General features: G+C 55.4%; 15 protein-coding genes and 4 tRNA genes. 15 read left to right on the top strand and 4 right to left on the bottom strand.

What is annotated here, in order from left to right; all coding sequences use genetic code 11:
* Positions 1 to 78: 78 nt before the first annotated feature.
* The 15 genes from wecB (at position 79) to ACRDCA_RS15060 (ending at position 13,134) form a co-directional block, all read left to right on the top strand.
* Positions 79 to 1,209: a non-hydrolyzing UDP-N-acetylglucosamine 2-epimerase gene (gene wecB, locus ACRDCA_RS15130; RefSeq protein WP_438690263.1), complete on the top strand. Its 1,131-nt coding sequence runs from the start codon at positions 79 to 81 to the stop codon at positions 1,207 to 1,209.
* Positions 1,206 to 2,468 (top strand): UDP-N-acetyl-D-mannosamine dehydrogenase, encoded by a 1,263-nt coding sequence (gene wecC / locus ACRDCA_RS15125; RefSeq protein ID WP_438690262.1) that lies wholly within the window; start codon positions 1,206 to 1,208, stop codon positions 2,466 to 2,468. Before wecB ends, wecC begins: the two co-directional genes overlap by 4 nt.
* Positions 2,465 to 3,532 carry a dTDP-glucose 4,6-dehydratase gene (gene rffG / locus ACRDCA_RS15120; protein ID WP_438690261.1) on the top strand — a complete coding sequence of 356 codons (1,068 nt, stop codon included), beginning with the start codon at positions 2,465 to 2,467 and terminating at the stop codon, positions 3,530 to 3,532. Before wecC ends, rffG begins: the two co-directional genes overlap by 4 nt.
* A 66-nt stretch (positions 3,533 to 3,598) precedes the next feature.
* Positions 3,599 to 4,480, top strand: a complete 882-nt coding sequence (gene rfbA / locus ACRDCA_RS15115; protein ID WP_438690260.1) for a glucose-1-phosphate thymidylyltransferase RfbA — start codon at positions 3,599 to 3,601, stop codon at positions 4,478 to 4,480.
* Entirely contained in the window at positions 4,458 to 5,177 is a 720-nt protein-coding gene (rffC, locus tag ACRDCA_RS15110) for a dTDP-4-amino-4,6-dideoxy-D-galactose acyltransferase (RefSeq protein WP_438690259.1), read from the top strand. The genes rfbA and rffC overlap by 23 nt, the downstream gene beginning before the upstream one ends.
* Complete coding sequence (rffA, locus tag ACRDCA_RS15105; RefSeq protein WP_438690258.1) at positions 5,164 to 6,294, top strand: dTDP-4-amino-4,6-dideoxygalactose transaminase; 1,131 nt, start codon at positions 5,164 to 5,166, stop codon at positions 6,292 to 6,294. The genes rffC and rffA overlap by 14 nt, the downstream gene beginning before the upstream one ends.
* Position 6,295: 1 nt before the next feature.
* Positions 6,296 to 7,546 (top strand): lipid III flippase WzxE, encoded by a 1,251-nt coding sequence (gene wzxE, locus ACRDCA_RS15100; RefSeq protein WP_438690257.1) that lies wholly within the window; start codon positions 6,296 to 6,298, stop codon positions 7,544 to 7,546.
* A complete protein-coding gene (locus ACRDCA_RS15095) occupies positions 7,543 to 8,628 on the top strand; it encodes a TDP-N-acetylfucosamine:lipid II N-acetylfucosaminyltransferase (RefSeq protein ID WP_438690256.1) in 1,086 nt (361 codons plus the stop codon). The genes wzxE and ACRDCA_RS15095 overlap by 4 nt, the downstream gene beginning before the upstream one ends.
* The gene (gene wzyE / locus ACRDCA_RS15090; RefSeq protein ID WP_438690255.1) at positions 8,625 to 9,995 is read left to right on the top strand and encodes an ECA oligosaccharide polymerase; all 1,371 of its coding nucleotides are present in this window, start codon (positions 8,625 to 8,627) and stop codon (positions 9,993 to 9,995) included. Before ACRDCA_RS15095 ends, wzyE begins: the two co-directional genes overlap by 4 nt.
* A gap of 8 nt (positions 9,996 to 10,003) precedes the next feature.
* Entirely contained in the window at positions 10,004 to 10,744 is a 741-nt protein-coding gene (gene wecG / locus ACRDCA_RS15085) for a lipopolysaccharide N-acetylmannosaminouronosyltransferase (RefSeq protein ID WP_438690254.1), read from the top strand.
* Between the two features lie 341 nt (positions 10,745 to 11,085).
* Positions 11,086 to 12,489: a bifunctional threonine/serine APC transporter ThrP gene (gene thrP, locus ACRDCA_RS15080; protein ID WP_438690253.1), complete on the top strand. Its 1,404-nt coding sequence runs from the start codon at positions 11,086 to 11,088 to the stop codon at positions 12,487 to 12,489.
* 135 nt (positions 12,490 to 12,624) lie between these two features.
* Positions 12,625 to 12,701, top strand: a tRNA-Arg gene (locus ACRDCA_RS15075).
* Positions 12,702 to 12,771: 70 nt separating this feature from the next.
* Positions 12,772 to 12,847 (top strand) — tRNA-His (locus tag ACRDCA_RS15070).
* 47 nt (positions 12,848 to 12,894) lie between these two features.
* Positions 12,895 to 12,981: transfer RNA gene (locus tag ACRDCA_RS15065), tRNA-Leu, on the top strand.
* Between the two features lie 76 nt (positions 12,982 to 13,057).
* A tRNA-Pro gene (locus tag ACRDCA_RS15060) sits at positions 13,058 to 13,134 on the top strand.
* Between the two features lie 1,544 nt (positions 13,135 to 14,678).
* On the opposite strand, the gene hemY is transcribed toward ACRDCA_RS15060, so the two are convergent.
* From hemY to hemC, 4 genes are read right to left on the bottom strand one after another with little or no spacing between them, the layout of a single operon-like run.
* Complete coding sequence (gene hemY, locus ACRDCA_RS15055) at positions 14,679 to 15,872, bottom strand: protoheme IX biogenesis protein HemY (RefSeq protein WP_438690252.1); 1,194 nt, start codon at positions 15,870 to 15,872, stop codon at positions 14,679 to 14,681.
* Between the two features lie 3 nt (positions 15,873 to 15,875).
* Positions 15,876 to 17,000, bottom strand: coding sequence for a uroporphyrinogen-III C-methyltransferase (gene hemX / locus ACRDCA_RS15050; RefSeq protein WP_438690251.1), 1,125 nt, complete (start codon positions 16,998 to 17,000; stop codon positions 15,876 to 15,878).
* 22 nt (positions 17,001 to 17,022) lie between these two features.
* The gene (gene hemD, locus ACRDCA_RS15045; RefSeq protein ID WP_438690250.1) at positions 17,023 to 17,763 is read right to left on the bottom strand and encodes a uroporphyrinogen-III synthase; all 741 of its coding nucleotides are present in this window, start codon (positions 17,761 to 17,763) and stop codon (positions 17,023 to 17,025) included.
* Entirely contained in the window at positions 17,760 to 18,701 is a 942-nt protein-coding gene (gene hemC, locus ACRDCA_RS15040; RefSeq protein ID WP_438690249.1) for a hydroxymethylbilane synthase, read from the bottom strand. The genes hemD and hemC overlap by 4 nt, the downstream gene beginning before the upstream one ends.
* Between the last annotated feature and the right edge of the window lie 114 nt (positions 18,702 to 18,815).

Here is an 18,815-nt window from a genome sequence, read left to right as displayed (position 1 = left end):
TAATAATTTCGCTGTTGGGCTCCTCGGAGCCCAACTTTGCAGGTTCGCCTGCACTTCACCGACCAAAAGAGATTCGCTGTGAAAGTGTTGACTGTTTTTGGCACCAGACCGGAAGCCATTAAAATGGCACCTCTGGTACATGCTCTGGCTCAGGATGATGCCTTTGAATCAAGAGTCTGCGTTACGGCACAGCATCGCGAGATGCTGGATCAGGTACTGCGTTTGTTTGAAATCGTACCGGATTACGACCTGAATATTATGAAACCCGGCCAGGGGCTGAGTGAAATCACCTGCCGCATTCTGGAAGGGTTAAAGGGCGTACTGGAGGAATTCAAACCGGACGTGGTGTTGGTTCACGGTGATACCACGACCACCATGGCGACCAGCCTGGCGGCGTTCTATCAGCGTATCCCGGTGGGGCATGTGGAAGCGGGTCTGCGTACCGGTAATCTCTATTCTCCGTGGCCTGAAGAGGCCAACCGTAAGTTGACGGGGCATTTGGCGATGTACCATTTCTCGCCAACCGAAAACTCACGTCAGAACCTGCTGCGCGAATCGCTGCGGGACGATCATATTTTCGTCACGGGTAACACCGTGATCGATGCGTTGCTGTGGGTGCGCGATCGCATTATGCACAACCCAGAGCTGCGCAGCAGCCTGGACCAGCGCTATCCTTTCCTGGATGCCAGCAAAAAACTGATCCTGGTAACCGGCCACCGCCGCGAAAGCTTTGGTGGTGGGTTCGAGCGCATCTGTAGCGCCCTGGCTGAAATTGCCTGCCAGCACCCAGAGGTGCAGGTGGTATATCCGGTGCACCTCAACCCGAACGTCAGTGAGCCGGTCAACCGTATTTTGAAGGGTATCGATAACATCATTCTGATCGATCCGCAGGATTACCTACCGTTTGTCTATCTGATGACGCGATCTTATCTGATCCTGACCGACTCGGGCGGTATTCAGGAAGAGGCGCCATCGCTGGGTAAACCGGTGTTGGTCATGCGTGATACCACCGAGCGGCCTGAAGCGGTAGACGCGGGCACGGTCCAACTGGTGGGCACAGACGTAGCTAAAATTGTTGATGCGGTAACCCGGTTATTGACAGACGAAGGCGAATACCACGCCATGAGCCGGGCGCATAACCCATACGGTGACGGGCATGCCTGCCAACGTATCCTCGAAGCTTTAAAGAATCATCAGGTGACACTATGAGTTTTAACACTATTTCAGTTATTGGCCTGGGTTATATCGGCTTGCCAACGGCGGCGGCGTTTGCTTCCCGCAAGAAAAAAGTGGTCGGCGTAGATGTTAACCAGCACGCGGTAGATACCATTAACCGTGGAGCCATCCACATCGTCGAACCCGATCTGGATCGCGTGGTAAAAGAAGCCGTTGAAGGCGGTTATTTACAAGCGGTGACTAAACCACTGGCGGCCGATGCTTTCCTGATTGCCGTGCCAACGCCATTCAAAGGAGATCACGAACCCGATCTGGCCTATGTTGAAGCCGCCGCCAAGTCATTGGCTCCGGTGCTGAAAAAAGGCGACCTGGTGATCCTGGAGTCCACCTCACCGGTGGGCGCTACCGAGCAGATGGCATTGTGGTTGGCAGAGGCGCGTAACGATCTGAGCTTCCCACAGGATGCCGGTGAGCAGGCCGATGTGAACATTGCCTACTGCCCTGAGCGTGTATTGCCTGGGCAGGTGATGGTCGAGCTGATCCAGAATGACCGTGTCATCGGTGGAATGACGCCGAAATGTTCCGAACGCGCCAGCGCGCTGTACAAAATTTTCCTCGAAGGTGAGTGTGTTATCACCAACTCGCGCACCGCCGAGATGTGCAAGCTGACGGAAAACAGCTTCCGTGACGTTAACATCGCCTTTGCCAACGAACTTTCGCTGATCTGCGCCGATCAAGGGATCAACGTGTGGGAACTGATCCGTTTGGCTAACCGCCATCCGCGCGTCAACATCTTGCAACCTGGCCCAGGCGTGGGCGGACACTGTATCGCCGTGGACCCTTGGTTCATCGTGGCACAAAACCCGCAGCAGGCTCGTCTGATCCATACCGCGCGTCTGGTTAACGACGGCAAACCGCTTTGGGTGGTCGATCGCGTCAAGGCCGCCGTGGCAGATTGCCTGGCGGCAACCGACAAGCGGGCTTCCGAAGTGAAGATCGCCTGCTTCGGTCTGGCGTTCAAACCTAATATTGATGACCTGCGCGAAAGCCCGGCGGTAGAAGTAGCCCACCTGATTGCCGATTGGCACGTGGGTGAAACCCTGGCAGTAGAGCCTAACGTTGAGCAACTGCCCAAGTCACTGGCAGGCCACGTTACGCTGAAAACACTGCCAGAGGCCCTGCAGCAGGCGGATGTGATCGTGATGCTGGTCGATCATAAAGAATTCAAGGCGATCAAGCCGGAAGAGATTAAGCAGTCCTGGATCGTGGACACCAAAGGAGTTTGGCGTTGAAACGTATTTTGGTCACCGGCGGTGCCGGATTCATCGGCTCTGCCGTAGTCAGACATATCATTGAAGCAACCCGCGATAGCGTGGTGGTGGTCGATAAGCTCACCTATGCCGGTAACCTGGAGTCGCTGGCCGGTGTGGCAGACAACGAACGCTATGCTTTCGAGCAGGTAGATATCTGCGACCGTGCCGCACTGGATCGCGTGTTTGCGCAGTACCAGCCGGATTTCGTGATGCACCTGGCGGCGGAAAGCCACGTAGACCGCTCAATCGACGGTCCGGCGGCCTTTATCGAAACCAACATCGTGGGTACTTACACCATGCTGGAGGCTGCCCGCCATTATTGGCAGGCACTGGCAGCAGAGAAAAAGCAGGCTTTCCGTTTCCACCATATCTCGACCGATGAAGTCTACGGCGACCTGCACGGCACCGACGATCTGTTTACCGAAACGACGCCTTACGCGCCAAGCAGCCCATACTCTGCCTCCAAGGCCTCGAGCGATCATCTGGTGCGCGCCTGGCTGCGTACCTACGGTTTCCCAACCGTCGTGACCAACTGTTCCAACAACTATGGCCCTTACCACTTCCCTGAGAAGCTGGTGCCGCTGGTGATCCTCAACGCGATTTCTGGCAAACCGCTGCCGGTCTACGGCGATGGCGCACAGGTGCGTGACTGGCTGTATGTGGAAGACCATGCGCGGGCGTTATATCAGGTGGTGACCGAAGGTGTGATTGGGGAAACCTATAACATCGGCGGGCACAACGAGCGCAAGAATATCGAAGTGGTGCATACCATTTGCGATCTGCTGGAAGAACTGGCACCGAACAAACCGCAGGGCGTGGCGAAATATCGCGATCTGATCACCTATGTTACGGATCGGCCTGGCCACGATATGCGCTATGCCATTGATGCTGGCAAAATTGAACGTGAACTGGGTTGGCGCCCACAGGAAACCTTTGAAAGCGGCATCCGCAAGACGGTTTCCTGGTATCTGAACAATGAAACCTGGTGGCGCCGTGTGCAAGATGGGTCTTACGCAGGCGAGCGTTTAGGCCTGAGCGAGTAATCCCATTCAGGAGCGCGCACGGAGGGCAGCAAGCGCCGTGCGGCGGTCAAAAGTTCAGGAGTTAACATGAAAGGTATCATTCTAGCCGGCGGTTCGGGGACGCGTTTGCATCCGATCACCCGTGGCGTCTCCAAGCAGTTGCTGCCCATTTACGACAAACCGATGATTTACTATCCGCTCTCGGTGCTGATGCTGGCCGGGATCCGCGACATTCTGATTATCTCCACGCCTGAAGATCTCCCCTCGTTTCGCCGTTTGCTGGGCAGCGGTGAAGAGTTTGGCATCAACCTCAGCTACGCCGAACAGCCACGTCCGGACGGACTGGCGCAGGCCTTCCTGATTGGCGAAGAGTTTATCGGCGGCGAGCCGAGCTGCCTGGTGCTGGGCGACAATATCTACTTCGGCCAGGGCTTCAGTCCGAAACTGAAAAGCGTGGTGCAGGGCCTGCAAGGCGCCACGGTATTCGGCTATCAGGTGATGGATCCCGAGCGGTTTGGCGTGGTGGAGTTCGATGATAACTTCCGTGCGCTGTCGATTGAAGAGAAGCCACTGAAGCCGAAATCCAACTGGGCGGTCACCGGCCTCTATTTCTATGACAATCAGGTAGTGGATTTCGCCAAGCAGGTGAAGCCCTCGGAACGTGGCGAGCTGGAAATCACCAGCATCAACCAGATGTATCTGGAGCGTGGCGAACTGAGCGTTGAGCTGCTGGGGCGTGGTTTTGCCTGGCTCGATACCGGCACCCACGACAGCCTGATCGAGGCCAGTACCTTTGTGCAGACGGTAGAAAAGCGTCAGGGGTTCAAGATTGCCTGTCTGGAAGAGATCGCCTGGCGTAACGGTTGGCTGGATGATGAGGGCGTAAGGCGGTCGGCGCAGGCGTTAGCCAAAACCGGCTATGGCAAATATCTGTTGGATTTACTGCATGTCCGTCCACGCCAATATTGAGCCGTTAGGCTGGGAAAGCGAATATTTCCAACTTGCCAGCGCCAAGCTGCATTTTGACGATGCTGCTCCCGCGCTTAATGCCGCCGCATTGGATGCTTTTGCGCTGGTTCAGGCCAAGATCCCGGCTCAGCGCCTGGATTTGGCCGATGGTTTGGCCGCCGCAGGGTTTCGGCTGGTGGAGGGCGAGGTGGACTTTGCCCTGGCGATTGGCACAGATTGTGCATTAGATTTACCGGCCATCCGCATCGCCCAGCCTGACGATATTCCACTGCTGCGTACGGTGGCGGCCAAGGTGTTTGCCGCCAGCCGTTTTCGTGCGCCTTGGTATCAGCCGCAGGACAGCGGGCGTTTTTACGCCACCTGGATTGAAAAAGCGGTGCTGGGGACGTTTGACCATCAGTGCCTGCTAGTGCTGGGCAGCGATGGGGAGCCAGAAGGGTTTGTCAGCCTGCGCGATATCGGCCAGCAAGAGGCGCGTATCGGTTTGTTGGCGGCATTCCCGGGTGTACAAGGGAAAGGGACCGGTTCACGGTTGATGGCTGCCGCGATCGCCTGGTGTCAGCAGCAACGGCTGCAGCGCCTGCGGATCGCGACTCAGATCAGCAATATCGCCGCGTTACGGCTCTATCAACGGCACGGTGCCAACATAGAAAGCACCGCGTATTGGTTCTACAGAGGTTTACATGATCCCATTTAACGCTCCACCGGTTGTTGGCACGGAACTCGATTACATGCAGGCTGCCATGAGCAGCGGCAAACTCTGTGGCGACGGTGGTTTTACCCGTCGCTGCCAGCAGTGGATGGAACAGCATTTCGGCTGTCCGAAAGTGTTGCTGACGCCGTCTTGCACCGCGTCGCTGGAAATGGCCGCCATCCTGCTGGATATCCAGCCGGGTGATGAAGTGATCATGCCGAGCTATACCTTCGTCTCCACCTCTAACGCCTTTGTGTTGCGCGGAGCGGTGGTGGTGTTTGTCGATCTGCGTCCAGACACCATGAATATCGATGAAACCAAGATTGAAGCGGCGATCACCGATAAGACCCGTGCCATCGTGCCGGTGCATTACGCTGGCGTGGCCTGCGAAATGGACACCATCATGGCGCTGGCGAAGAAGTACAACCTGATGGTGGTAGAAGATGCCGCGCAGGGCGTGATGTCCACCTATAAAGGCAAAGCCTTGGGGACCATCGGCCATATCGGTTGCTTCAGCTTCCATGAGACCAAAAACTACACCGCTGGCGGTGAAGGTGGCGCAACGCTGATTAACGACCCGGCCCTGATCGACCGTGCCGAAGTGATCCGTGAGAAAGGCACCAACCGCAGCCAGTTCTTCCGTGGTCAGGTGGACAAATATACCTGGCGTGATATCGGCTCCAGCTATCTGATGTCAGATCTGCAAGCCGCCTACCTGTGGGCGCAACTGGAAGCCGCTGAGCCGATCAACCAGCGCCGCCTGAAACTGTGGCAGAACTACTATGACGCGTTCAAGCCATTGGCGGCTGCAGGGCGCATCGCCTTGCCGGTCATCCCGGCCAACTGCGTGCACAATGCCCATATGTTCTACATCAAGCTGAAAGACGTGCAGGATCGCACCGCGTTTATCGACTATCTGAAAGAAGCCGAAATCATGTCGGTGTTCCATTACATCCCGCTGCATGCTTGCCCGGCGGGTGAAAAGTTTGGCCGTTTCTCCGGCGAAGACCGCTTCACCACCAAAGAAAGCGAGCGCCTGGTGCGTCTGCCGCTGTTCTTTAACATGTCAGACGTCAATCAACGCACGGTGATTAATACCATCCTGAGCTTCCTCGCCTGATATGTCGCTGGCAAAAGCATCGATTTGGACCGCGGGCTCCACGCTGATCAAGATCGGCGTGGGGTTGCTGGTGGTAAAAATGCTGGCGGTGGCCTTCGGCCCCAGCGGGGTCGGGCAGGCGGGTAACTTCCGCCAACTGATCACCGTGTTGGGCGTGCTGTCGGGTGCCGGGATTTTTAACGGTATTACCAAGTATGTGGCGGAGTACCATCAGGATCCGCAGCACTTGCGGATGGCGGTGGGGACTGCCTCCAGCATCGTGCTGGGCTTCTCAACCCTACTGGCGTTGGTGTTCCTGTTTGCAGCCGTTCCGATCAGCCGTGGGCTGTTTGGCCATGGCGATTATGTGAACGTGGTGCGGGCGGTGGCGTTTATCCAGATGGGGATTGCCTACGCCAACCTGTTCCTGGCGATCCTCAAAGGTTATCGCGACGCGATGGGCAACGCCCTGGCGGTGATCGCCGGTAGCCTGATCGGCGTGGTGGCTTTCACCCTTTGCTTCAAACTAGGCGGTTATGAAGGCGCACTGGCCGGGCTGGCATTGGTTCCTGCCCTGGTGGTCTTACCTGCCGGTTTCATGCTGTGGCGGCGCAAAGTGCTGCCGCTGCGCTATCTGAAACTGGCCTGGGATAAGGCGCTGGCAACCCATCTTGGCAAGTTTACCCTGATGGCGCTGATCACCTCCGTGACCTTGCCGGTCGCCTATGTAATGATGCGTAACCTGCTGGCAGAACATTACGGCTGGGATGAAGTGGGGATCTGGCAAGGGGTGAGCAGTATCTCCGATGCCTACCTGCAATTTATTACCGCTTCGTTTACCGTTTATCTGCTGCCGACGTTGTCGCGTCTGCAAGAGAAAAGTGCCATCTCACGCGAGATTGTGCGCTCGCTGAAGTTTGTGTTGCCTGCGGTGGCCGCCGCCAGCTTTACCGTCTGGCTGCTGCGTGACTTTGCCATCTGGCTGCTGTTCTCAGAGAAATTCGTTGCCATGCGCGATCTGTTTGCCTGGCAACTGGTGGGCGACGTGCTGAAGGTCGGGGCCTACGTCTTCGGCTACCTGGTGATTGCCAAGGCGTCACTGCGTTTTTATATTTTGACAGAGGTCAGCCAGTTCGCCTTGCTGACGCTGTTCTCGCACTGGCTGATCCCGCTGCATGGCGCATTGGGGGCGGCACAGGCCTATATGGCAACCTACATCGTGTATTTCGCGCTCTGTAGCTGCGTATTTATTCTTTATCGTAGACGAGTATGACCATACTAATCCACGTACTGGGATCTGATATCCCACATCATAATCAGACGGTGCTGCGCTTCTTCAATGATGAGCTGGCCGCACGCCTGCCCGCAGACCATGTGTGTCATTTTATGGTGGCAGCCAAAGATGTTGCCGCGCTGGGCCACTTTCCCAAACTGACCATCGAGGCTTTCCCAGGCAAAAAGAGCCTGGCAGAGGCGGTGATTGCGCGTGCCAAGGCCAACCGTGACACTCGTTTTTTCCTGCATGGCCAATTTAACGCGGCGCTGTGGCTGGCCTTGCTGAGCGGCAAGATCAAGTCGCGTCAGGTGAGCTGGCATATCTGGGGGGCCGATCTGTATGAAAACGCCACCAGTTGGAAATATCGCCTGTTCTACGTGCTGCGCCGCATCGCTCAGGGGCGGGTTGCCCATGTGTTTGCCACCCGAGGCGATCTGATCCACTACCAGCAGCGGCATGCGCGCGTTCCGGCTTCGCTGCTGTATTTTCCAACGCGGATGGATCCTGCCCTGACGGGGATTGAAGTCGAAAAGAACCTGGCCGGGCCGATGACCATCCTGGTAGGGAACTCTGGCGATAGCACCAACCGCCATATCGAGGCGCTACAGGCGATCCATCAGCAATTTGGTGCCAAGGTGCGGGTGATTTTACCGATGGGCTACCCGGCCAATAATGACGCCTATATTGCCAAGGTGCGCGAGGCGGGTCTGAAGCTGTTCTCCGAGCAGAATCTGCAACTGCTGACCCAGCAGGTGGCGTTTGACGATTATCTCAATATCCTGCGTGAGTGCGATCTCGGCTACTTTATTTTCGACCGTCAGCAGGGTATCGGCACGCTGTGCCTGTTGATCCAGTTCGGCGTGCCTTTTGTGCTCAGCCGCAAGAACCCATTCTGGCAAGACCTGGCCGAGCAGCATCTGCCGGTGCTGTTCTACGGCGATTCGCTGGATGAAGCGGTAGTGCGTGAGTCACAGCGCCAACTGGCGACGTTGGATAAACAATCCATCGCCTTTTTCAATCCGAACTATGTTGATGGCTGGCAGCAGGCATTGGCGCTGGCGGCAGGAGAGCATCCATGACGCTGGCTCAGTTTGGCGGGCTGTTTGTCGTTTATCTGATCGGGGCGCTGTTCGTACTTTTCCTGACCTATCAGGAGTTCCGGCGCGTCCGTTTCAACTTTAACGTCTTCTTTTCCCTGCTCTATCTGCTGACGTTTTACTTTGGTTTCCCGCTGACCTGCCTGCTGGTGTTCCAGTATGACGTGGCCGTGGTGCCGGTAGAATTCCTGCTGTACGCCATTCTTTCTGCGACCAGTTTCTACGCGATTTACTATGTCAGCTACAAGACGCGGTTGCGTAAACGGACTAATCAGCAGCATAAGCCAGTATTCACCATGAACCGGGTAGAAACCCATATCACCTGGATATTGTTGGCGCTGGTGGCGATCGGTACCGTTGGCATCTTCTTTATGCAAAACGGTTTCCTGCTGTTCAAGCTCAACTCCTACAGCCAAATTTTCTCCAGCGATGTGTCAGGGGTGGCGCTCAAGCGCTTCTTCTACTTCTTTATCCCGGCCATGCTGGTGGTCTATTTCCTTAAGCAGGATCTACGTGCCTGGTTCTTCTTCCTGGCGGCCACGGTGGCGTTTGGCATTCTGACCTACCTGATCGTGGGCGGTACCCGCGCCAACATCATTATCGCCTTCTCGCTGTTCCTGTTTATCGGCGTGGTGCGTGGCTGGATCACGCTCTGGATGCTGGCTGTCGCCGGGGTATTTGGCATCGTCGGCATGTTCTGGTTGGCGTTGAAACGCTATAATTTGGATATCAGCAACGGCTTTGAAGCGTTCTACGCTTTCCTGTATCTGACGCGCGATACTTTCTCGCCGTGGGAAAACCTGGCGCTGCTGCTGCAAAATTACGACAAGATCGATTTCCAGGGGCTGGCACCGATCGTGCGTGATTTCTATGTGTTTATCCCAGCCTGGCTGTGGCCGGGGCGGCCGGATCTGGTGCTGAATACCGCCAACTACTTTACCTGGGAAGTGCTGGATAACCACTCCGGGCTGGCGATTTCCCCAACGCTGATTGGTTCGTTGGTGGTGATGGGCGGAGTGCTGTTTATCCCGCTGGGCGCCATTGTGGTGGGCCTGATCATCAAGTGGTTCGACTGGCTGTATGAACTGGGCAAAAGCGAGCAGAACCGCTTTAAGGCGGCTATTTTACAGGGCTTCTGCTTTGGTGCGGTGTTCAATATCATCGTGCTGGCGCGTGAAGGGGTGGATTCCTTCGTCTCGCGCGTGGTGTTCTTCTGCATCATTTTTGGTACCTGCCTGGTATTGGCAAAATTACTGTACTGGCTGTTTGACGCCGCCGGGCTTATCAAGACTCGAATTATGCGCAAGCGCGCGTTGGCACCTGCTGCCAACTCCCTTGTGCCAAGGTAATAGTGACGATGGAAGCAAACATTTCGGTTCCCAAGTATGAGCTGCGCGGTTTCAGCCTGTGGGGCTTTCGCAGCATGGCGCAGTGCATGGATTTTCTGTTCGACGGTGGCAAAGTCAAGCAAGGCACCCTGGTGGCGATGAACGCCGAGAAAATTCTCAATGCGGAAACCGATCCGGCGCTGCATGCCCTGTTGGATGAGGCGGAGTACAAGTATGCCGATGGGATCAGCATGGTACGTTCCATCCGCCGCAAGTACCCTGGCGCGGAGGTATCTCGCGTAGCCGGGGCCGATCTGTGGGAAGCCATGATGCAGCGCGCTGGGCAAGAAGGTACGCCAGTGTTTCTGGTTGGCGGCAAACCTGCGGTGCTGGCGGAGACCGAGCAGAAGCTGCGTAGCCAATGGAATGTGAATCTGGTGGGTAGCCAGGACGGTTACTTCACGCCAGAACAGCGAGATGCGTTGTTTGAGCGCATTCGGGCCAGCGGTGCGGCGATCGTGACGGTCGCGATGGGGTCACCGAAGCAGGAAATCCTGATGCGGGATTGCCGCAAGGTGCATCCACAGGCGCTGTATATGGGCGTCGGTGGCACTTATGACGTGTTTACCGGTCATGTGAAGCGTGCGCCCAAGGTGTGGCAGAATCTTGGGCTTGAGTGGCTTTACCGCTTGCTCAGCCAGCCGAGCCGTATTCGTCGCCAATTACGGTTACTCAAATTCGTCGGCTATTACTACACCGGCAAGATGTAATCCTCTGGCTGGAGCAGGTCCACTGCTCCAGCCTCTGTTTTGTCCAAATAATCTCCCTATCGTTCATAACTTCGCCGTTGCTATAACCCCGATCAATCATTCCCCCTTCACTTATTCCATAAGGTTTTAATTCGCGGTTTGCTTATAGCGGCAAAATGCGAAACCATACCGCCCGCAAATTTTCCCCGGCCAGGCGGCAGTTCCTCGCCATTAAATTGTGCAGATTGCTCGTTACGCTGCGTTTTGTCTGGTCCGGGATGAATTACACTCATTTGGTAAAACAACAATGACCGGCACAAGTCGGCACGCAAACACAATCAAAAAAATATGACTGAGGATTTATGGCAAGCAAAGAAAAACCACAAGGTTTACATCGCGGGTTGGAAGCCCGGCATATAGAGCTGATCGCCCTGGGCGGGACGATCGGCGTGGGTCTGTTTATGGGATCGGCCAGTACGCTGAAATGGGCGGGGCCTTCGGTGCTGCTGGCTTATATCATCGCTGGCCTGTTTGTGTTCTTCATCATGCGCTCCATGGGCGAGATGCTGTTCCTGGAGCCGGTGGCGGGCTCTTTCGCCGTCTATGCACACAAATACATGAACCCGTTTTTCGGTTATCTCACCGCCTGGGGCTACTGGTTTATGTGGCTTGCCGTGGGGATATCGGAAATCACGGCTATCGGCGTCTACGTGCAGTTCTGGTTCCCTGAGATACCCCAATGGCTGCCTGCGTTAATTGCGGTCGCTATGGTCGCGTTAGCCAACCTGGCTGCGGTGCGCCTGTATGGTGAGCTGGAGTTCTGGTTTGCCATGATTAAGGTGACCACCATTATCGTGATGATCCTGGTGGGCCTGGGGGTGATCTTCTTCGGGTTCGGCAACGGCGGGCATCCGACCGGGTTTGCCAATCTGACGGCTCACGGTGGTTTCTTTGCCGGTGGCTGGAAAGGCTTCCTGTTTGCGCTGTGTATTGTGGTGGCCTCTTACCAAGGGGTTGAGCTGGTCGGCATCACCGCCGGGGAAGCCAAGGATCCACAGGTGACGCTCAAACGTGCGATTAACAACATCCTGTGGCGCATCCTGATTTTCTATGTCGGGGCCATCTTTGTGATCGTCACCATCTTCCCGTGGAACGGCATCGGCACCGCAGGCAGCCCGTTTGTGCTGACCTTCGCCAAGATCGGTATCGTCGCCGCCGCTGGTATCATCAACTTTGTGGTACTGACCGCCGCGCTCTCCGGTTGTAACAGCGGTATGTATAGCGGAGGGCGCATGCTCTATGCCCTGGCCAAGAACCGCCAACTGCCTGCGGCCTTGACCAAACTTTCCGCCAGCGGTGTGCCGGTCAACTGCATCGCCATTACCATCATCTGCCTGTTGGTGGGGTCTGCATTGAATTACGTTATCCCCAATCCGCAACAGGTGTTTGTCTATGTCTACAGCGCCAGCGTGCTGCCGGGTATGATGCCGTGGTTCGTGGTGCTGATTAGTCAGATCTACTTCCGCCGTGCTCATAAGGAAGCGATGAAGACCCACAGCTTCAAGTCGTTTATGTTCCCTTATGTGAACTACCTGACCATCGCTTTCCTGATTTGTGTGCTGGTTGGTATGGGGATCAACCCGGATACGCGGATTTCGTTGTTGGTGGGGACGATTTTCCTGGCTGCGGTGAGCCTGTGCTACTTTGCGTTCGGTATGCACAAAGTCCATCATGAGCCTGAAAAGCGTACAGAAAGTCAGCGCTGACCCGCATAAAAGGGCCCTGCCGGGCCCTTTCTGCTGCAAGAGTGAGCAAAGGGTCAGCGAACTCAACATTTCTGAGAAAAAGCACTAGACAGGATGGGCATAAAACCGTAGTATCCCCACCCGCAACGGCGCTACGCGCCCGTAGCTCAGCTGGATAGAGCGCTGCCCTCCGGAGGCAGAGGTCTCAGGTTCGAATCCTGTCGGGCGCGCCATTAATTTTGTGCGCAGGAGCTGCGGTGGTATGATTACCGCGTGAAGTAAGCAGTAGATAAAGTAGTTATGGTGGCTATAGCTCAGTTGGTAGAGCCCTGGATTGTGATTCCAGTTGTCGTGGGTTCGAGCCCCATTAGCCACCCCACTTTACCTAGGGTAAAGTAAAAGAATTGAAAGCTGTTTTGTGACAGTGCGAAGGTGGCGGAATTGGTAGACGCGCTAGCTTCAGGTGTTAGTGTTCTTACGGACGTGAGGGTTCAAGTCCCTCTCTTCGCACCACACACAAAATGTCTGATAAATTTAATATTTACATAGACATAAGCCTGAAAATTCAGTAGTATCAGCAACAAGAAATCGGCGAGTAGCGCAGCTTGGTAGCGCAACTGGTTTGGGACCAGTGGGTCGGAGGTTCGAATCCTCTCTCGCCGACCAATTTCAAGAAAACCTGCTTTTTTAAGCAGGTTTTTTTACGTCTGGAGTTTATGAGGATGAGACAAAACTGTCGGGAACAGTTTTGAACAACGCTTTAGCGTTGGCCCGTAAGGGTGGAGCACAGGACGTGCGAAATAACCTCCGCGGAGGTCGACAAATCTGCCGGGAGCAGATTTGCATATCGCGACAGCGATACCCCGAAGGGGCGAGTATCATGGACGATACGAGTGAATCCTCTCTCGCCGACCAATTTCAAAGAAACCTGCTTTTTAAGCAGGTTTTTTTACGTCTGGTGTTTGATCAACCTGTTCAGCATTGAGCGGGTTTTTTGCTTTTTATCGGATGAGAATGTCGAACGTGGTTACGTGCACGACCCCTCATCCTGGCCCTCTTCCACAGGAAGAGGGGACCGAACATGCCACCTCTTTCCCTCTGCGCTCAACTACCACATTGTCCAGATTGACTCCAGACCTGATAACAGCGCCGCACCAGCTCCCTCGCCCTTTGGGAGAGGGTTGGGGTGAGGGGGATACAGATGACTTTAGAGACAAATGATTTTGTTTTTAAAAGAAAATTATCAGAACTAAGCAGAGGGAGAAATGCTGGGAAAGTGGCAGAGCGTGGGATGGGATAAACAGCTCAACGACTTCTGGAGCACAACGGCATTATGCCAGCGTTGCCCCAGAGATCGGTCGTTTTACTTCTAGCTAATGTTTCTGCGCGATCAGAGGTTGATGGTGCCGAAAGAGAAGTCTACGTTGTTGAAAGCCGTGATGATTTTGTTGATCAGTTTCATAGTGGTAATCCCCAGAGAGTCGTTAATAATGTGATTTACGTCACACAAATAGGCTACACCTCGCCGCTAATTCGATCAAGTATTTTGTGATGCTAGTCACAAAAATATTAAACCGGTGTTTTATTTTAAAAGTCATCGCCTTCTCGAGCGGCTGGTTGATGGCAAAACCGGAGGATCGCTGACCTGTCTCCTTTTCCCCATTCCGGGCATGCCGTTTGTCGTTAGTTTGAGACATTTAACGTGATGATTTAAAACAATAAAAAAGGCTTGTCATTCACGCGTCGTTTTAAGGCGACAGGTTCCGTTGTGGGGTAAACAGCAGAGAGTGGGCAGAAAAAAATAAGGGACTAACCAAAAATTATTTTTAACCTTTAAAATTCAATAGGATGTAATTATTTATTAGTGGTTGGCCCTGTTTAATCAAAAGTTGGCACGCCAAGTGCAATATCTCTATCGTAGATGCTCATTCCACTTCTTATGTTCGCCTTAGGCCTCATAAACCCAGGAATGATGCAGAGCCGATTTTAGGGTGCCTATTGCCCACCAGAACGATGAAAGGGTTGCTTGCAACGGCTTCATCACACTCCGGGCAAAACGTTGAGTGAGGCACCACCCCAGTTGTCCTAGACCTGATTGCTTCTTTTATACACTTGTCTCGCGGCAAGTGTTTTTTTTTGCCCCAAGGAAAGTTTCAGGCGAAAAAAAGGCCCAGCAGGTATGCTGAGCCCGGTTAAACGAAGTGGGAGAGTTATTCGCCGTTTTGCTTGAGCGTTAACATCAGCCCTTCACGGCGCATCTGTGTGGCTTCATCGGAACGATGCAGCTTATCCAGCGCGTCTGCCAGCCAGGCGTAGTCATAGGCATCTGGTCGCTGTTGCAGCGCCGCATGGAACGCATCGCTGGCTTGCTGCCACTCGCCGTGTTTCATCAGTAACTGACCTAGCGTGCTGTTAAGCAACGGTGTCGCGCCATGCTGCTTGATCTGTTGGCGTAGCACTTTTTCCAACTGCTCCGGGTTGCCGGACTTGATGCGTGGGATCAGCAGTACCAACCGCTCATCGTATTGGCGCTTCAGACCGTCCAGCACGATACTTTGCGCCAGTTCATGATCATTACACTCAATAAGATGTTCCACCATTGCCACCTGTAGCGGGATTTCGTGGCGGATTTTACGGCTCTGATCTTTCCACCAACGTTTCAACCCTTCACTACCTTCATCGGCCATGGCCTGATTCATCAGACCGATATAAGCCTGCTGCTGAAGAGCCTGAAGCTCTTCTTCGCTGTGCAGATTGATTTTGCTCATCGAAGGCAGAATTTCCAGCAGCGAGGCATAAGCACCGGTGCGCAGATAGGCCTGCTCCGCCAGCCGCAGCACTTCCGGGTGACGCGGTGCCTGGTTGAGCAAGCGATCGACGCCGTGCCGTGCCGCATGGGCTTCACCCTGAGCCAGTTGAATGCGCACACGGGTAATGTCTACCGGTAACTGATCGGTATCTGCCGCTTCGGCGGCACGTTCCAGATACTGATTGGTACGGAAATCATCACCACGTTGTTGCGCCGCCTCTGCTGCCAGCAGGTAGTTCACCACCGGTTGCTCGGCATGATCGGCATTGCGGGTCAGTAGCTTTTCGACCTGCTTGTAATCACCTTCCGCCAGTTTGATCAGCGCAGCTTTGGTTTGTTTACGTGCGCGGCTGCGCTTGCGGCCAAGGAACCAGCCACGGGTACGTGCTCCGGTACGGAACACGCGGCGCAGGATCCATTCGATGACAAACAGCGCCAGGAACAGCAGCACGGCCATAATCACCAGGCCGGTGACGCTGGTTTCAACGTTGTAATTGTCGGTCTGGATCAACACATAGCCTTGATGGCCGGCCAGCATCGGCCCCAGCACCAGGCTGGCGATCAGCACCAGGAACAGGAATAACACGCGTAACATGGCTTATCCCTCCTGGTGAGTGGCAGGGGCCTGGGCCAACAGATTACGTACCCGGGTCTGCATCAGTTTTTCCAGCATTGGCTGGCTTTTCAGCTGGCCCGGTACGTCCATGGAGATCGATTGCTGGCTCAGGTTGTCCAACTCTTCCAGGAACGCCTTGGTGGCCGGATCGGTGGTATCGAAGTAGGCGCGTACCCAGGTCGATACCGTTTCCAGCGACTGTTTGAACACTTCGTTCTGATGGCGAGGGATTGCCTGTGCGGCAACCAGCAGGCGCGAACGGATATTCTCACGTAGGTAGATATCCTGATTCGGTGCCAGCAGCGGTTCAGCACTGCTATCACGACGGCGCACGGTAATAAAGTCCGCCATAAAGTTGTGCCAGCTCTTGGTCAGGTTTTGGCGCCATTCGCTCAATGAGCTGGACAGTTCGCCGTCGTCTTCGTCCATTGGCCGTTCGTCACGGTTATTATCCGCCAGACGCAGGTCGTCGACCTGATTGGACAGTTGGTTGACCTTCAGGATGATGCCGTCAAAATCCACCTGGGCTACGGCAGAGAGGGTACCGACATCTTCAGTGATGGCGCGGCGAATATCGAGCAGGCTCGGATCGTTCATCTCTGCCAGGCTGGCGTCGGCGCTTTTCAGCAGCGCGGCCGCGGTGGTGACATCCTGATCGCTCCACAGCTTGCGGCCTGCCATTTTCACCAGGAAGTCTGCCTGCGCCAGCAGCCAGGTCTTGGCATCGCTGCCGGAAATGGTGGCCACTTTTTCTTGCAGCTCATTGAGCTGACGGACCAACGAGGTTTGCTCGCGATCGGCAGCCTCCAGCGTTTTACCTTGCTGTTGCAGCAAGCCTTCAAGCGTACTCTTTTCCTGCTGCTGGCTCTGTTTCAGCTCTGCCAGCTGTTGCTGCAAGGCCTGGTTGGCGGCGATCAATGTCTGCGCCTGCTGGTGTGTATGGTAATAGCCGCCAGCACCCAGAGCGATGACCAGCACGATGGCGATCGCACCTAATACCGGGCCGGTATTTTTACCTTTCCGGTGGTCAGCGGCTGGCTTCTGGGGGCTCTCAACCGCTGGGTTTGATTCTTCAACCGCGGCGGATGGAGTGTTTTGTTCCGTCATAGTGGCACATCCCATAGTCAGGTTATTGTAGCGCGCGGATCAGCGCGTCATTATCTGCGTTTTCAGCTACCCGAATCGTGCTCCAGCCCAATTCCTGGGCAAGGGTAGCAAGACGTTCACTGACCACGATCAGGCGGCAACGTAACAGCCACGAAGAACGATAGTAATCAGGAACTAAAGTATAGAGCTGTTGTAACATTTCGCCGCTGGTCACTACCAGCGTATCGATACCGGCGCGTTGCCAGTGGGCGCTTTGCTCACTGCCATCATAGTGCACCGGGCTGCGTTGATAACATTCATAATAGCTTACCGCCGCGCCGCGCTCAGCCAGCGTTTCGCCGAGCAGTTCACGCCCCCCGTTGCCCCGCATGATCAACGCCTGTTTACCGGCCAGTTTTTGTAATGCCGGCATTAGCAGCAGCATCTCGCTGATCTCACGTTCACGCGGGTATTCTACCGGCAGGCTGCTGATGCGGTGCATTGCCAGCGCGGTAGTCCGGCCAATAGCATAATAGGACAACTGGCCAGGCCATTGAAGCCCGGCACGATTAATCACCGAACTGGCATAGCTGACGGCGTGCTGTGACAGCGCAAACACCAAATCGCCTGCATGCAACCCGGCCAGCCCCTGAGGTAAGCGGGCAAGATCGTTACCGGGCGCGAAGTCGATCAGCGGCACATGATAGGCAACCCGGCCAAGTGCGCGCAGGCGGCTCACCAGTTGCTCTCCAGCGGGAGAAGGGCGGGTTACCAGAATGGTCATGCAGGAGGGTTTCCCTGATAAACGTCATGCAGGATCTCACGGGCACCGGCGGCCAACAGCTCTTCAGCCAGTTCTACACCCATTTGCTCTGCCTGTGCTGATGGGCCACGGCGTTCACCGCAGACCATCTGGCTGCCGTCGGGAGCGCCCACCAGCGCGCGTAACCACAGCTCGTCGTCAACCAGTTCGGCATAGCTGCCGATCGGAACCTGGCATCCACCTTCCAGCCGGGTGTTCATGGCGCGCTCGGCACGAACGCGAATTTCGGTTTCGCGATGGTTGAGCGGAGCCAGCAAGGCGCGGGTGACGTCATCGTCAAGGCGGCATTCGATACCCACCGCACCCTGGCCGACCGCAGGCAAGGATTCTTCGGGGCTTAACGGGGAACGGATACGCTGTTCCAGGCCCAGGCGTTTTAATCCGGCTACGGCCAGAATAATCGCATCGTAGTCGCCGTTATCCAGCTTGCCCAGGCGCGTGCCGACGTTGCCCCGCAGATCGCGCACGATCAGATCCGGACGACGACGACGCAACTGGCACTGACGGCGCAGGCTGGAGGTACCCACCACGCTGCCCAGCGGCAGCTGGTCGAGTGAGGCAAAGTTGTTAGAAACGAAAGCATCGCGCGGATCGTCACGTTCGCAGATAGTGACCAGTCCCAGACCTTCAGGGAAATCGACGGGCACATCTTTCATCGAGTGCACGGCAATATCCGCCCGGCCTTCCAGCAGCGCCAGCTCAAGTTCTTTGACGAACAGGCCCTTACCGCCAACCTTGGCCAGCGGCGTATCCAGAATAATGTCGCCGCGCGTGACCATTGGCACCAGCTCGACCTGCAAGCCCGGATGGCTAGCCATCAGGCGCTGCTGAACATAGTGTGCTTGCCAGAGGGCAAGTGGGCTCTGACGGGTGGCAATTCGAATAATTTTGTCTAACATGCTGGTTACCGTTTTTATAATTCGCCGTCCATCCTACCACTGAGGACGAAAACTGTCAGTGCAAGAAGCCACAGGCGGAGAAAGGACAACGGAATCAAAGGGGCGTGAGGGAAA

Source organism: Serratia sp. (in: enterobacteria) (assembly GCF_051654945.1).
Lineage (GTDB): Bacteria > Pseudomonadota > Gammaproteobacteria > Enterobacterales > Enterobacteriaceae > Chania.
This window is presented reverse-complemented; position numbering and strand designations above follow the sequence as displayed.

What these genes read in the sequence shown, in the direction of transcription:
- hemC (WP_438690249.1), bottom strand. Translation starts at nt 18,701, where the DNA reads ATGTTAGACAAAATTATTCGAATTGCCACCCGTCAGAGCCCACTTGCC.
- rfbA (WP_438690260.1), top strand. Translation starts at nt 3,599, where the DNA reads ATGAAAGGTATCATTCTAGCCGGCGGTTCGGGGACGCGTTTGCATCCG.
- hemX (WP_438690251.1), bottom strand. Translation starts at nt 17,000, where the DNA reads ATGACGGAACAAAACACTCCATCCGCCGCGGTTGAAGAATCAAACCCA.
- hemY (WP_438690252.1), bottom strand. Translation starts at nt 15,872, where the DNA reads ATGTTACGCGTGTTATTCCTGTTCCTGGTGCTGATCGCCAGCCTGGTG.
- wecC (WP_438690262.1), top strand. Translation starts at nt 1,206, where the DNA reads ATGAGTTTTAACACTATTTCAGTTATTGGCCTGGGTTATATCGGCTTG.
- wzyE (WP_438690255.1), top strand. Translation starts at nt 8,625, where the DNA reads ATGACGCTGGCTCAGTTTGGCGGGCTGTTTGTCGTTTATCTGATCGGG.
- rffA (WP_438690258.1), top strand. Translation starts at nt 5,164, where the DNA reads ATGATCCCATTTAACGCTCCACCGGTTGTTGGCACGGAACTCGATTAC.
- hemD (WP_438690250.1), bottom strand. Translation starts at nt 17,763, where the DNA reads ATGACCATTCTGGTAACCCGCCCTTCTCCCGCTGGAGAGCAACTGGTG.
- rffC (WP_438690259.1), top strand. Translation starts at nt 4,458, where the DNA reads ATGTCCGTCCACGCCAATATTGAGCCGTTAGGCTGGGAAAGCGAATAT.
- wecG (WP_438690254.1), top strand. Translation starts at nt 10,004, where the DNA reads ATGGAAGCAAACATTTCGGTTCCCAAGTATGAGCTGCGCGGTTTCAGC.
- ACRDCA_RS15095 (WP_438690256.1), top strand. Translation starts at nt 7,543, where the DNA reads ATGACCATACTAATCCACGTACTGGGATCTGATATCCCACATCATAAT.
- thrP (WP_438690253.1), top strand. Translation starts at nt 11,086, where the DNA reads ATGGCAAGCAAAGAAAAACCACAAGGTTTACATCGCGGGTTGGAAGCC.
- wzxE (WP_438690257.1), top strand. Translation starts at nt 6,296, where the DNA reads ATGTCGCTGGCAAAAGCATCGATTTGGACCGCGGGCTCCACGCTGATC.